The 15298-nt window shown below is 67.2% G+C and carries 7 protein-coding genes; 3 read left to right on the top strand and 4 right to left on the bottom strand.

What is annotated here, in order from left to right; translation table 11 throughout:
* The first annotated feature begins 411 nt into the window (after positions 1 to 411).
* From CSZ94_RS27960 to CSZ94_RS08395, 3 genes are all read left to right on the top strand, one after another.
* On the top strand, positions 412 to 7284 hold the full coding sequence (locus tag CSZ94_RS27960) for a hypothetical protein (protein ID WP_180977404.1): 6873 nt from the start codon (positions 412 to 414) through the stop codon (positions 7282 to 7284).
* Between the two features lie 213 nt (positions 7285 to 7497).
* Complete coding sequence (locus CSZ94_RS08400; protein WP_180977403.1) at positions 7498 to 10860, top strand: TolC family protein; 3363 nt, start codon at positions 7498 to 7500, stop codon at positions 10858 to 10860.
* Entirely contained in the window at positions 10857 to 12026 is a 1170-nt protein-coding gene (locus CSZ94_RS08395) for an HlyD family type I secretion periplasmic adaptor subunit (protein WP_102121087.1), read from the top strand. The genes CSZ94_RS08400 and CSZ94_RS08395 overlap by 4 nt, the downstream gene beginning before the upstream one ends.
* 12 nt (positions 12027 to 12038) lie before the next feature.
* Here the strand turns inward: CSZ94_RS08395 and udk are convergent, their stop codons facing one another.
* The 4 genes from udk to CSZ94_RS08375 all read right to left on the bottom strand — a co-directional run bounded on the left by udk (position 12039) and on the right by CSZ94_RS08375 (position 15276).
* Positions 12039 to 12683, bottom strand: coding sequence for a uridine kinase (gene udk / locus CSZ94_RS08390; RefSeq protein WP_102121096.1), 645 nt, complete (start codon positions 12681 to 12683; stop codon positions 12039 to 12041).
* Between the two features lie 111 nt (positions 12684 to 12794).
* The gene (locus CSZ94_RS08385) at positions 12795 to 14264 is read right to left on the bottom strand and encodes a serine hydrolase domain-containing protein (protein ID WP_180977402.1); all 1470 of its coding nucleotides are present in this window, start codon (positions 14262 to 14264) and stop codon (positions 12795 to 12797) included.
* Between the two features lie 85 nt (positions 14265 to 14349).
* Positions 14350 to 14889 carry a hypothetical protein gene (locus CSZ94_RS08380; protein WP_102121085.1) on the bottom strand — a complete coding sequence of 180 codons (540 nt, stop codon included), beginning with the start codon at positions 14887 to 14889 and terminating at the stop codon, positions 14350 to 14352.
* Positions 14890 to 15003: 114 nt separating this feature from the next.
* Positions 15004 to 15276, bottom strand: a complete 273-nt coding sequence (locus tag CSZ94_RS08375; protein WP_146009772.1) for a hypothetical protein — start codon at positions 15274 to 15276, stop codon at positions 15004 to 15006.
* Positions 15277 to 15298: the final 22 nt, after the last annotated feature.

Here is a 15298-nt window from a genome sequence, read left to right as displayed (position 1 = left end):
TCAAGCTCACCGCGCGTCAGGGCGGAGAGATCGGGAGGGGTACGTTTTTTTGCCATGACAGCATGATGAGCCGGTTTGAAAAGGTTTACAACTGTTTTTTGAAACACTGCTCATGCTGAACAGTTACAGGTTTACAACTGTTTTTTGAAACACTGCTCATGCTGAACAGTTACGGTTTACAACTGTTTTTTGAAACACTGCTCATGCTGAACAGTTACGCTGAGGTAGCGCTATTTTGTGCCAGCGATTTTTTTCCAGTTATGTTTTACTTGCCACTATCAACATCGGTAGCACCAAAGTTCGACCACGGCCCAAGCCACGCCGGAGTAAATAAGGAAACGAATTTAATTATTAATTTTTTAATATCTTAAGAAATTTAACGAATATATAACCTCTTCCGGAGACTTCCAAATGGCCACCACCCAAAATCCAGCACAAGTTCCCGTCAATGCCGAAGGCGCTGGCACCAAGATCGCAACGCCAGCAAAAAAAGCCGCCAATCCAAAAACCGGCAACCGCAAGCAGTATGACGACGATGAACTCATAAAAGGGGCCGATGCAAGCCAGACCATGCCGCCTGAAAATGTCGTCGAAGTCACGGGAAGCGCCGATAGCGGCAATGCCGGCGCCCTGGGTGCGGCCGCCGCTGTGGCGGCAGCCGCCTTGGCCGCGGGTGGCAGTGGCGCGGCCGCAGGCCAGGCAGGCACTGGCGGCGCCGACCTCGGCACGCCGCAAAGCGATAACAATGGCGGCGCCGCTGGCGCGGCCGGCACTGGCGCAGGTGCCGCCGGCATCCCCAGCGGCAGTGTGGTGGACGTTGCCGGCGCGTCGGCTGGCGCGGGTGGCGCCGCCGGCGCTGCGGGCGGCCTGGGTGGACTCGGCGTGCTGGGCGCGCTCGGCGGCCTTGGTCTGGTTGCCGCCGCAGCTGGCGGTGGCGGGGGAGGTGGCGCCACCGCTGGCGGGTCCGGCACGGGAACCGGAGGAACGGGCACGGGCGGGACCGGCGGCACCGGTGGTACAGGCACGGGCGGTACGGGTGGCCCAGGTACGGGAGGCTCGACCGGCGGCCAGGGTGGCACGGGCAACCAATCCACCACCATTACCGTGACCGACGCGGCCGTACTGGCCGCTGCAGCAGCCCTCGCCGCCGCCAACAATGCCCTGGCCGATGACGCCAGCGCCGCTGCGGCAGCGGCCACGGCGGCAGCTGCGCTGGCAGCGGCTAATGCCGCCATCCTCGCCGACCAGCTGGCGGCGCAAGCCGCCGCTGCCGCGGCGGCAGCCTTGCTCGCCGCCAATAGCGCCACCACCGACGATGTACTGGCTGCCAGCACGGTAGCCGCCGTGCCCGGCGCGCAGGCCGCCGCTGGCGCCGCCACGAATGACGACAGCGCGGCAGCCGCCGCCAACGCCGCCGCTGCCACATCGCAGGCCGCCACTACGTCAGCACAAAATGACGATGCGGCTGCCGCCACGGCCGCCGCCAACGCCGCCGCCGCGCACGCCGCCGCCAACGCCGCCGCCGCGCACGCCGCCGCCGATGCGGCGCAGACGCAAGCTGACCAGAACAACGCCCCGGCATTGCAAGCCATCGCCGATGCAGCCGATATAGTCGCCGCTACAGCCAACACCCAGGCAGCGCTGACCGATGCAGCGGCGCTGGGCGTCATTTCAGCCAATGATGCCGCTGCTGCCGCTGCTGCCACGGCGCTGGCCAATGCCACGGACGCCGCCGCGCTGGACCTGGCGGCAACCGCCGCCGCCAATGCCGCCGTCGCGGCCGGCATACAGGCCAGCCTGACGGATGCCGCCGCGCTGGCGCTCGTCTCCAATGCCGATGCCGCCAACGCCGCCGCTGCCGCCAGCGTGGCCGACGCCACCGATGCCGCCGCGCTCGCCGCCGCCTCAAATGCTGCCACCACCGCAGCAGCGAATGCCGCCACAGCCGCCAATGCCAGCGACGCAGCGGCACTGGGCATCGCCGCTACCGCCGCCACGAATGCCGCCGCCGCTGCCAGCACGCAAGCAGGACTCACCGACGCCGTGACGCTGACCATGGCCGCAGACGCCGCTGCCGGCGTCGCCGCCAGGGATGCCTCGATCGCCAATGCTACCGATGCAGTGGCCCTGCAGGCCGCCGCCGACGCCGCCACAACGAACGCGGCGAATGCCCAGACACAGGCCAACATGACGGACGCGCCCACCCTGGGGCTGATTGCTGATGCCGCCACCCTGGCCGCCGATGCGGCGCAGGTGCAGGCTGGCCTGACCGATGCGGCCGCACTGGCCGTGATTTCCGACGCCGACGCGGCCACGGCAGCAGCCACCGCCACACTGGCCAATAACACGGATGCCGCCGTGCTCGACGCCGCTGCCGCCGCTGCCGCCACTGCGGCCGCCAATGCCATCGTCACCGCCAACCTGAGCGATGCTGCCGCCCTGCAAATCACGGCCAATGCGGCCGCCAGCACGTCTGTCGCCGCCGCCGCGCAGGCGGCCCTGAGCGATGCAGCCGCGTTGCAAGTCGTGTCCGACAGCGACGCCGCCGCAGCGCTGGCAGCGCAAACCATCGCCAACCAGACGGATGCGGCGGCCCTGGCCGCTGCCGACGCGGCCGCCGCCAGCGATGCCGCGAATGCCCAGGCGGTGGCCAACCAGACCGATGTAGTGGCCTTGCAGCAAGCTGCGAACCAGGCGGACGCCGATGCGGCGGCCGCCAATGCGCAAGCCACCCTGCTGGACGTCAATGTTGCCCTGAATGCTTTCAATCTGGCCAACCTCGCCGCCCTGGCCGCCAACGTCACGGCCGGCCAGACCAGCGTCATCGACTTGACGGCCACCGTCAATGCCTTGCAGCTCGATGCCGACAATGCCGACATCACTGCCGGCCTGACGGATGTCGTCCTGCTTGCCGGAATTTCCGCCGCCGATGCGCTGGTGGCAGCAGGCTTGCAAGTCACCGCCAACCTGACCGACGCAGGAGCGCTCATCACCGCTGCTGCCGCCGCCGTCTCGGCGGCGGAAACGGCTGCCCTGCTGGGCGGATTCGATGTCTCGGCCGTCAGCGCAGCTGCCGCAGCACAGGCCGCCGCCGCTACGGCCGCCGCCGCCGCGCTGGCCGATGCCGGCGCGCTGGGCGTAATCTCCACCGCTGACGCCGCCGCTGAACTTGCCGCCCAGACTGCTGTCACCACCTTGACGGCCGCCAATACGCTGGCGCAAAATGCCATGACGGCAGCACAATTTGTTGCCAACCAGACCGATGCCGTGGCCCTGGGCCTGGTCTCGTCGGCCGCCAATGCGGCTGCAGCCACGGCCGTCACGACGGCTGGCCAGACCGATGCCATCGCGCTGAGCCTCATTTCCACCGCCGATGGGCTGGCGGCCGCGTCGGCGGCCAGCCTGGCGGCGCTGACGGATGCCACGGCGCTGGCTTCCACGGCCGACGCAGCCGCCGCCACTGCCTTGCAGACTACGGCCAACCTGACCGATGCCGCTGCCCTGGGCCTGATCGCCACGGCCGCCGCTGCTGCCGCCAATACGGCGACGAATGTTGCCAGCCTGACCGATGCAGTTGTTCTGGGCACCGTCTCGGCGGCCGCCACCACCGCCGCCAATACAGCTGCGGCCACCGCCGCGCTGACGGACGCCACGGCATTGGGCCTGGTCGCCACGGCCAATGCGGCCCTGGCCGCCACGGCACAAACGACGGCCAACCTGACAGACGCGGTGGCATTGGGCATCGTTTCAACGGCTGCCAACACGGCCGCCAGCCTGGCCGCCACTACCGCCAACCTGACCGACGCCGTTGCCCTGGGCTTGGCGGCGACCGTCGACGCCGCAGCCGCCACCGCCGCACAAACCACGGCCAACCTGACGGATGCCGTCGCCCTGGGCCTGATAGCAACGGTGAATGCCACCGCCGCCACGGCAGCTGCCACCGTTGCCGGCCTGACCGATGCCGTCCTGCTGGGTACTGCCCACACGCTCGACGTCACGGCCGCCACCGTGGCGGCCACCAAGGCCGCCTTGACGGATGCCGCCGCCCTGACCACCATCGCCAACAACGACGCAGCGAATGCCACCGCCCTGGCCGCCTACTCGACTGCCCATCCACTCGACCTGGTGGCAGCGCTGGCGGCCACCGTCGCCGCCACTACGGCCGGCTTGTCGCACAATGCCGCGCTGGCGGCGCAAGCGGACGACGCGGCAGCCGCCTCGACCGCCGCCACGGCGGCCGCCTCGCTGATCACATTGAACAATGCGCTCGCAGCCGACAATGCCGCCACCGCCGCCGCCACGCTGGCGCTGACCTCGCAGGCGGCAGCCACGGCGGCGCAACTGGACGACACCCTCGCGGCGACCGCCGCCGGCGTGGCCGCCACCTCGCTGGCAGCGGCGCAGGCGGCGCAAGCGGCCGATACAGCCGCCGCCGCGACGGCCGCGACGGCAGCCAATGCCTTGGCCGCCCTGAATGCGGCACTGCAAGCGGACGCGAACGCGGCCGCCACGGCCGCCGCCGCCGTGACGGCGAATGCGGCCACTGCCGCCGCCATCGCCGACGATCTTGCCGCAGCGACGGCCGCGACCCTGGCCGCCACCTCGCTGGCCGCTGCGCAGGCAGCACAAACGGCCGATAACGCCGCCGCCAGCGCCGCCACCATCGCCGCCAACGCCCTGGCCTCCCTGAATGCGGCCCTGGCCGACGATGCTGCGGCCGCTGCGGCTGTGCTGAACGCCACCAATGCGACAGCCGCCGCCGTCGCCGCCATCTCGGCCGCCGCCACGCAGCACGCGCAAGCGGACGATATTGCCGCCGCCGCTGCCGCCCTCACGGCATCCATCTCGCTGACCGCCACCCAGGCCGCCCAGGCTGCCGATGCAGCCGTCGGCACGACTGCGACGGCCGCCGCCAACGCCCTGGCCGCACTGAACCAGGCCCTGGCAGACGACAGCGCCGCCGCGGCAGCCAGCACGGCAGCCAGCAACGCGCAAGCGGCCCTGAATACCGCCACGACCACACTCAACGCGGCGATACTGGCTGCCAGCACCTCGCTCGCTGCCACCGATGCCGCCCTGGGCGCCGATGCCACGGCGGCCAGCACGGCGGCAGCTGCGGCAGCGGCACAAGTCATTGCCGATGCCGCGCTGGCGGCCGATGGCGCCCTGGCGGTCCTTGCTACGGCGGCCAACAACGCACTGCACGCCGCCAGCGCAGCGCTGGCGGCCGACGATGCCGCCGCCAGCGCAGCGCTGGCGGCCGACGATGCCGCCGCCAATGCCGCGCACACGGCCGCGCTCTCGGCAGCCGCCACGCTGGCGGCGCAACTGGCCGACACGGGGGCCCTGAATGCCCATGCAGCGCTCAATGCGGCGATCGCCAACCTGAACGCTGCCGTGACAGCCGATACCAATGCCACGGATGCCAACAATGACAGGACGCTGAAACTGAACCTCCTGCTCACCGCCCAGGGTGCGGCCGATGACGCGGCCCAGGCCAATGCAAATGCCGCCGCCGCCCATGCGGCGCTGGCAGCGGCCCAGGCGGACGATGCGGCGGCGGCCACCGCTGCCGCAAATGCGACTGCGGCACATACGGCGGCGGTGGCGGCGCAAAATGCCGATGCCGCAGCAGCGGCAGCAGCGGCGCAAGCGGCAATCTCGCTGGCCGCCACGCTCAATGCCCAGGCGGACGATGCCACGGCGGCAGCCGCCGCCACGGCAGCGGCGAACGCGCAACTGGCACTGGACGCGGCCCTCGCCGCCGACGCCAGCGTCGCTGCCACCGCCGCAGCGGCGGCCGCCGCGCAGCTGGCAGCGCAAAATGCGCATGACGCCGATGCCGCAGCAGCAGCAGCGGCGGTCGCGGCCGCCATTACCCTGGCAGCCACGCAAGCGGCGCAGGCAGATGATGCGGCAGCGGCCCTGGCAGCGGCCAACGCTGCCAACGCCCAGGCAGCGCACAACGCCGCCGTCGCCGACGACCAGGCCGCAGCGGACGCTGCGGCCGCAGCCTCCCTCGCGCAAGCGGCTGCCACGGCCGCAGCAGCAGCTGATGTCGCAGCCTCTGCCAGCGCAGCGGCAGCGGCATCCGCACTGCTCGCCGCACAGGCAGCACAAGCCGACGACACGGCCGCCAATCAGGCAGCGACAAATGCCGCTGCCGCCACCGCCGCAGCGCAGAACGACGACGACGCAGCGGCAGCGGCGGCAGCTACTGCCGCCATCTCGCTGGCACTCACGCAGGCGGCACAGGCCGACGATGCGTCGGCGGCAGCGGCCACCCTCAACGCCAACAACACGGCGGCCGCCGCGCTGGCCGCGCATGCAGCCGATACGGCGGCGCCGCTGGCGCAGGCACAGGCAGCCGCTTCCCTGCTGGCCCTGCGAGCCGCGCAAGCCGACGATGCCGCCGCCGCCAATGCGGCAGCGGTTGCGGCGCAAGCGCACGCCAATGCAAGTGCAGCGCATGCGGACGATGCGGCAGCGGCCCAGGCCAATGCCGACGCGCAAGCAGCCGACATCTCCCTGGCGCAGGCAAATGCCCTCGCCGCGCAAACCGACGCCAACGCCCTGGCGGTGGTGTCGAATGCGGATGCCGCCCACGCCGCCGCCGCGCAAGCGCTGGCCGACCAGACCGATGCCGTGGCACTCACCCAGGCCGCCAATGCGGCAGCGGCGGCCGCCCTGGCGGCAGCACATACGGCCGACCTGACGGACGCCAATGCCCTGCACCTGGCCGCCGATGCGGCAGCGGCAGCCGCCCTGCAAGCACAGGCACAGGCAGACCTGACGGACGCAGGCTCGCTGACGTTGGCGGCAAATGCTGCAGCGGCAGCGGCATCCCAGGCCCAAGCCGATCTGACGGACGCAAGCCAGCTGTTCGTACTCAGCCAGAACGCGCTGCACAACCCGCTGACGGTGGCCGACTTCAGCACCGGCCTGCCGGCTGCCGGCGGCGACGTGATCGACATGTCGGCCATCGCCCACCTGACGGCGTCGGTGGCCGTGGGCGTGAACGTGGGCACGGACTTTGGCGCCGACAACCTGTTCATTTTCGACGGCACGTCCGTGTCGATCGGCGCGGCAGCCAGCGCCATCGCGGCCGACAACAGCGTCTTGTCGGGACAGGGCTACATCGTCATCGCCGATGCGCAAAACAGCGGCGCCGTGACGGTGTATCACTCGAGTGACCTGAGCAACGCCAACGCCATCGACACGGCGCTGGTGCTGCTGAGTGGCGTGAACATCACGCAACTGACGGCAGCGAATTTTCATGTCTGAGGCAACGGCCATGGAAACGTAGGCAAAAACGGCCGCAGGAGCGCAAATGCAGACGCGCTCCTGCGACTCCAGTGATGCAAACGGAAATTGTTCAGGCCGCGTGGCAGGAAAAAACACGGGATGAGATTACGCAGGTTTCCAGCATTAGTACCTCGCCGGCGCCCTTGGCCCGGTATCCTGCCCTGCATCGTAGCCGTACTGGCGGCCGTCTGCATGGCGTCATTTACACCGCTGGCCAGCGCCCAGGGCGCCACGGCCTGGAGCTTCGACCAGGTCTTGCAACAGGCGCTGCAAAGCCATCCAAGCATCGCCGGCAAGCGTTCGGCACAGGCGGCCGCGCGGGCCGACCTCGATGGCGCGCAGTGGCAGCGCTTTCCCAGCCTGTCGGCCGAAGTACCCACGGGTTCGCAGGAAACGGGCGGCGTGGTGCGCATCGAGCAGCCGCTGTGGAGCGGCGGGCGCATCGACGCCGGCATCGATGCCGCCGGCAGCCGGGTCGACGCGGCCGGCGCGGCCATCGAAGAAGAACGCCTGACCCTGTCCCTGCGCGTGATCGCCGCCTACTCCGAGGCGCTGCGCCAGACGGCGCGCGTGCGCTCGGCCGAAGAAGGCCTGGCCGAACACCAGCGCCTGCTGAACATGATCAAGCGCCGCGTGGTGCAGTCGGTCAGTTCGCAGACGGACCAGCGCCTGGCCGAGTCGCTCACCTACCAGGCGGCCAACGACGTGTCGAATGCGCGCCAGGCGCTGGAGAACGCGCTGGCGCAGCTGTCGCAACTGGCTGGCAAGCCCGTGCGCCTGGTCAGAGCGACAGGCATCGGCGTGGGCGAACCGCTGCCCGGCGCCAGCCTGGAAAGAATCATGCGCCAGGCCATAGCCTACTCCCCCACCCTGCACCGTCTCGAATTCGAGGCGCAGGCAGCCGATTCCGAGATCACCCTGCAGTGCTCGGCCTACATGCCAAAAATCGTGCTGCGCATGGAAAAGCCCACGGGCGGCATGCATACCGACAACCGCACGCGCGCCATGCTGGTGCTGCAGGCGCAGCCGGGCGCCGGCTTGTCGGCCAAGGCTGGCGTGGACGCCGCCGTCGCCCGGCGCGAAGGCGCGCGCGCCGCGCACGATGTGGCCGAACGCGAGGTGCGCGAGCGTTTCACGCTGGACTGGAACGAGGCCGAAGCGAGCCGCCAGCGCCTGGACAACGCGGGCGAGGCCAGCACCACCTCGACGCAGGTGTTCGAATCGTATGCGCGCCAGTACGTGATCGGCCGCAAGAGCTGGAACGATGTGCTCAACGCGGTGCGCGAAGCGACCCAGGCGCAGCTTTCACTGGAAGACACGCGTGCACAAGCCATTGCCGCCAGCCTGCGCCTGGCCGCGCAAACAGGCACCCTGGCCGGGCGCGCACGAATTGACACCGACATGATGCCAACAGGAGACAGCGTGGATACCTCCATCAAACATGGCTTGCTGACACTCAGCGACAGGGCCGCGCGGCTGACTGGCCAGCACCTGGCCGCCGCGCGCCTGGCCGACCTGCAACGCCAGCTGGAACAGCTTGATGACAACGCCGCGCCCGGCGTGGTCCTCACCACCGTCTGGCAGGCGGCCGGGCTGGAAGGCGCGGCGCGCCTGCTGCACGAGCCGACGCCGGGCGAGCTGCCGTTCGCCGTCTACAGCGCCAGCTCGGGCTGGGGCTTGCTGCAATCGCACGGCGCCGACGGTGCCTGGCGCGGCGAAGGCATTGATGGACGCGCCTTGCAACTGGCCTCGCTGGCAGGCCTGGCTTGCGTGGGCCTGCCGCGCCGCAGCGACAAAAGCGGCGCCCGCCCCGGTGCGCTGGGCTTGGTGCGCAATGCCCTGTGGCTGAAAAAAAACGTATTCGTCGACGCCGTGCTGGCCACCGCGCTGGTGACCCTGCTGACCATGGCCACCTCGCTGTTTTCCATGCAGGTGTACGACCGCGTGATTCCCAATCAGAGCTTCAGCACCCTGTGGGTGCTGGTAGTGGGCGTGGCCCTGTCGATCGGCCTGGAGTTCATCCTCAAGCAGGTGCGCAGCCGCATCGTCGACCATTCGTGCAACGATGTAGACCATGAATTATCCGAGTGGTTTTTCCAGCGCATGCTGGGCATCCGCATGGAAGCGCGCCCCGCCTCCGTTGGCACTCTGGCGGCGCAGGTAAAAGGCTTTGAAATGGTGCGCGGTGTGCTCACTTCGACCTCCCTGTTCGTGCTGACGGACGTGCCCTTCGCCCTGATCTTCCTGGCCATGATCACCATCATCGGTGGGCCGCTGGTAGTGGTGCCGCTGGTGGCCTTGCCGCTGGCCCTCTTGTGCGGGTTGATGTTCCAGCGCGCCATTCAGGCTCACACGCGCAAAAACCTCAACGCCAGCAACCGCAAGGCGGGCTTGCTGGTGGAAGCCGTCGATGGCGTGGAAACGCTCAAGGGCAGCAGCGCCGAATGGATGATGCAGGCACGCTGGGCCGAACTGGTGGCAGAGAGCAGCCACGCGGAGCAGAATATCCGCGACTACGCGGCCCTGTCGCAAAACATCACGGCCGCCTTCCAGCAACTGACCAACGTGGCGCTGATCTCCATGGGCGCGTGGTTCGTGGCGGAAAACCAGATGACCATGGGCGCCTTGATGGCATGCACCATCATCAGCAACCGCGCCCTGATGCCCATCGTGCAGTTGCCCGCCGTGATGGTGCAGTGGGCGCATGCGCGCGCCTCGATCGACGGTCTGGAACAGGTCATCAGCCTGCCCAACGAGGCGGACAACGGGCAGTTCGCGCTGACACCGCGCAGCCTCGATACGGGATTGCGCTTCGAACGCATCCGTTTTACGTATGGCGGCGCGCAAAAGGTGGCGCTGGAAGTGGAAAGTCTCGCCATCCGCCCTGGCGAGCGCGTCGGCCTGGTGGGCGCCATCGGCTCGGGCAAGAGCACGCTGCTGAAACTGGCCTCGGGCCTGTACCAGCCGGCCGAAGGCAAGGTCTATCTGGGCGACGTCGACATGGCCCTGCTGGCGCCGGCCGTGGTGCGCGAAATGATCGGCTACCTGCCGCAGGAAACGCGGCTGTTCAGCGGCAGCCTGCGCGACAATCTGCTATTGGGACTGGCCGACCCTGGCGAGGAAGCGATCCTGGCGGCAGCCAAACGCACGGGCTTGACCGAGCTGATACTGGGCCAGCCACGGGGACTGGCGCTGGCCATTGCCGAGGGTGGGCGCGGCGTCTCGGGCGGCCAGCGGCAATTGATCGCCGTCACGCGCCTGCTGCTGGCCAAGCCGCGCATCTGGCTGCTCCATGAACCGACGGGCGCCATGGATGCGAAAACGGAAGCGCGCATCGTGGGGCTATTGGGCGAACTGGCGGCCGAAGGCGTGACCATGGTCGCCACCACGCACAAGAACGCCCTGCTGCCCCTGCTCGACCGCCTGGTGGTGCTGCAGGCGGGACGAGTGCTGCTCGATGGCCCGCGCGACTTTGTCCTGGCCAAGCTGTCGGGCAAGCCGCAGGCCGTACCCAGTCCCGCAACTGCGCCAGTGGCGCAAGGAGCAGTCGCATGAAACTGGCCAAGGTCGAAACGCGGGAAGAAGCAAAACGGGGCCGGCTGCTGATCTGGAGCTGCACGGCGGCGCTGGCTTGTGTCATCGCGTGGGCGTCGTGGGCGGAGCTGGACCAGGTGACGCGCGCCAATGGCCAGGTGATCGCCAGTTCGCGCAACCAGGTGATCCAGGTGGCCGACGGCGGCGTGCTGGCCGAACTGCGCGTGCATGAAGGCAGCGTGGTAAAAAAGGGCGCACTGCTGGCCCGCTTCGACCGCACGCGGGCCGAAACGAGTTACCTGGAAAGCACGGCCAAGGCGGCCGGGTTGAAGGCGGCCGTGGCGCGCCTGCAGGCGGAAGTGTTTGGCGGCGCGCCGAAATTCCCGCCCGAACTGCAGGCGTTTCCGGAATTTCGCGCCAACCAGATGGCTCTGTTCAGCAAGCGCCAGGGCGCCGTGCAAGCGGAAGTGGGCGCGCTGGACAGCGCCATGAAGCTGATCAGGGAAGAGCTGGAAATGAACTTGCCGCTGCTGGAGACGGGGGACGTGAGCCGCGCCGAGGTGCTGAAACTGCGGCGCCAGGTGGTGGACATCCAGGCGCAGATCACCAACCGGCGCAACAAATACCTGCAGGACAGCCAGACGGACCTGGTGAAAGCCCAGGAAGACCTGGCCGGCGTGCTGCAAACGGTGACGCAGCGCAAGGAACAGCTGGGCTCGACGGACATTTACGCCCCAACCGACGGCATCGTGCGCAATGTGCGGCTCACCACCCTGGGCGGCGTGGCCAAGCCGGGCGAGGAAATCCTGCAAATCGTGCCCACGGACGATGACCTGATCATCGAGGCGAAAGTCAAGCCGTCCGATATCGCCTTCATCAAACCCGGCCTGCCCACGGCCGTGAAACTCGACGCCTACGACTATGGCATTTACGGACGTTTGCGCGGCACCGTCAGCTACATCAGCGCGGACACTTTAAGTGAAGACAACAAGGGCAACGAGCAGCCGTACTACCGCGTGCAGATCAAGACCAGCGGGCGCAAGCTGATGGGCAAGAATGGCGAGCCGATTCTGATCCAGCCCGGCATGACGGCCACCGTGGAAATCAACACGGGCCGCAAGACGGTCTTGCGCTACCTGACGAAACCGATCACCAAGACGTTTTCAGAGTCGATGGGGGAACGCTGACGCAGCGTGCTTTTAGCCGGCAGGCTTCAAGCGGCCAATGACGCTCGCCACCTTGGCGGTAATCATGTCGACTGCGGGGCCATTGGCGCCATGCGGCAAAATGACATCGGCATTGCGCTTGGTGGGCTCGATGAATTGCTTGTGCATCGGGCGCACTGTTTCCAGATACTGCTCGATGACGCTTTCCACCGAACGGCCGCGTTCGGTAATATCGCGTTGCATGCGGCGGATGAAACGCACGTCGGAAGCCGTATCGACAAAGATCTTCAGCGACATCATGTCGCGCAAGTCTTCGTCATACAAGGCAAACAGGCCTTCGATCACGATCACCGGGGCCGGCTTGACGGGAATGGTCCTGCTGGAGCGATTGTGCAGCGTGAAGTCGTACTCGGGCATCTCGATCGCCTCGCCGTTGCGCAAGGCCTGGATGTGCTGTACCAGCAATGGCCATTCGAACGCCTGAGGATGGTCGTAATTTTGCTGGCGGCGAACTTCAGGGGTGAGGTGCGTCTGGTCGCGGTAGTAATCGTCCTGCATCACGACCGAGACCATGTCGGCACCAAAGGACGCGAGCACTTGCTGTGATACGGTGGACTTGCCACTGCCGCTTCCGCCAGCGACACCAATAACAAACGGTTGGAAAGAAATCTTATTCATGCCGAATGATACCGGAAACGTGAGCGTACTGACAGGGAGCGGCCGCAGCAACATGGCGCATGCGGCAATTCCGCAGCGCCTGCCGCACGGCCGCCCTGCGCCCTGGCCCCGCTAATCGACGCGCGGCACTGCCTCGGCAAGCCGAGTACCCTTGCGCGGCCGGCCATCGACAAAGGTGAGTGTCTGGATCCTGCCGTCGCCACTGTTATCGAAATGCAATGTGGCATCCTTTTCACGCATGAAGTAATCGTAGTCCCCTGCCGGGATCAATTCCACTGGCACCGGACCGACCGGCGGCCCGGCGATATACAGATGACCATTCTCGTGGCTGACGCGCAGCGTCGTGTTGGACACGGCAAAATCACCGGCAAACCGGGCCAATAGCGCGACATTCGGCTGGGCGGCGACGCGTTTCCTCGGGCGATAGTCTTCCCATCCATACTCGGCAGCAATGCTGCGCGCGATTTCTTCTATCAGCATCCAGCCGTTATCCCCATTGGCGAGAATGACCGCGCCCTGCCCCGTACGCTCATACGCAAACAGCAGCGCCTTGTAGCCGGCATTCGAGCCGCTGTGATGGAATGCCGGTTCAGCTGCCGCATGATCGAGTTCGAAACCGAGGCCATAACTGCCGCGCACGGGCGTCAGCATCGCCCTTGCCTGCTGCTGCGTGATCAGCTGCCCATCCTGTCCCGATGCGGCACGCTGGACGGCGAGCGCAAACTGCGCCAGGTCATGGGCCGTGCTCCATAGCCCCGCTGCGGCCAGTTCCGGATAGGCGCGCCAGTTTCCGGCTACAACGCTGCCGTCCGCCGCATGGCCAGATGCGGCGCGCGTGGCGAGCGCTGGCGGCAGCGACTGCGCATAGAGCGTATCGCGCATGCCGAGCGGGGCAAATACCGTTTCATCGGCCAGTACGCCGAACGGCCGGCCAGTCGCGTCATTCAGATATTGCTCAAGCACAACATAGCCAAGGCTGGAATACGCGTAGCGGCCGCCCACGGGGGTGTCCATCGTGACGGGCGGATTCGTCGCCGGGCGCGAGCCGGCCAATACCTGCAGCAGCGTCGGCTGCGGTGCATCGCTGCCGTAGCCCGGCAGGCCGAATGTTGGCATGCCAGCGGTATGGCTGAGCAGCGCCCGGGCCGTCACGACCGGCTGCGCGCCGGGCACCTGCCACTGCCGCGGCCGCCGGTTGACGTCTTCATCAAGATCAATCTTTCCCTCGGCCGCGAGCCGCACCGCCACCAGGGCGGCCACCGGCTTGCCGATCGAGGCTACCTGAAACAGCGTGCCGGAGGTGACGGGACGGCCCGTCCGCGCATTCGCAATGCCGTAGGAGCCGCTCCATTCCACCGCGCCGGCATTGATGACGGCGATGCTCACGCCCGGCACGTTCAGGGCCTGCATCCGCTCGGCCAGCCGCATGGCATGGACTGGCGCCCCGCGCACGGCAACGGGCTGCAGCAAGCCGTTCTCAACCCGCGCCTTGCGGGCCGTCACTGCGCCGCTGTCGCCCTGCGCATTCGCGTCAAACACCCCTACCGCCAGCAGCAAGGTCAAGACATATCGCATCATCATATGGCATCCAATTCGTTGCCGAGGGCGGCGTGCATGCCATCGGAAGAACCTACTTTCCATACTGCAAGGCAGACTGCCCCGCAGCTCAGCGCTTTTCCTTGTTGATCGCTTGCAGCAGCTTGAACGCTTCGTGCTCGATCGCCGGTTCATCCTCCGCAAGCTCCTTGCTCGCCTTCACGTACGCGGCCCGCTTGCGCTCCTTCTTTTCTTCCGGCGCAACGGCTGCCGTCATGCCCGGCATGATGAGCTGGGCAGCGGAGTTGTACTTCTTGTGGATGACCTGCTTGCCGTAGGGGGTGGTATAGAAGCGGTACATCTCGGTGGCCGTATCGGCGGAAATGACGCGCGTGAGCGCAGGCGCCAGGCGCTGGTAAATCTCTGCGGGTGGAGTCTTGTCGAGCTTGGCCAGCACGGCTTGCTTCTGGCTTTCGCCAGCGTAGCGGCTGCGGGCGGCGACGCCTTTCAGCAATTTTTCAATCTGCATCGCGCCTAGCAGATCCTGCACGGCCTTGAGGTGTACCGGCGCGGGTGCGGCGGACTGCGTTGCCGGCGCGGCGGCAGCGGCACATGCGGGGCCTGCGCAGACCAGCGACAGGCCCAGTACGACTTGAATTGCAAACTTCATAAATTCCCTTTGGATGAGGAGGTAAATGGCCGATACGCGTGCAGGCAACGCCACGGCAGGCGGGACCGTGCTGGTCGAACCACGGGGTGGCCGGGCCTTGCCGGCCGCAGGCAGTCACCGGTAGGTGGTAAACAAGCCCAAGGCGAGATACGCCAGAACGACTACGATGAAGGCAATGCCGCAGTAGGTCGAGCACATCATGAACTTGCCCTCGGCGCTGCCCTCCTTGCTCAGCCTGGAATAATAGGCCCACGCATCTCCTGGCTCATAGGCTTTTTTCTTGCGGTGCTTGTAGTCGATGATCTGGTTGGGGATGCCAAAAAAGATGATAAACAACAACAAGATACCCTTTAACACTACCATATCGCTCTCCGCCTGTAGTTGCATGCATGTCTGTACCGCCAGGCCG

The organism is Janthinobacterium sp. ROICE36 (assembly GCF_002869965.1).
Classification (GTDB): Bacteria; Pseudomonadota; Gammaproteobacteria; order Burkholderiales; family Burkholderiaceae_D; genus Janthinobacterium.
This window is presented reverse-complemented; position numbering and strand designations above follow the sequence as displayed.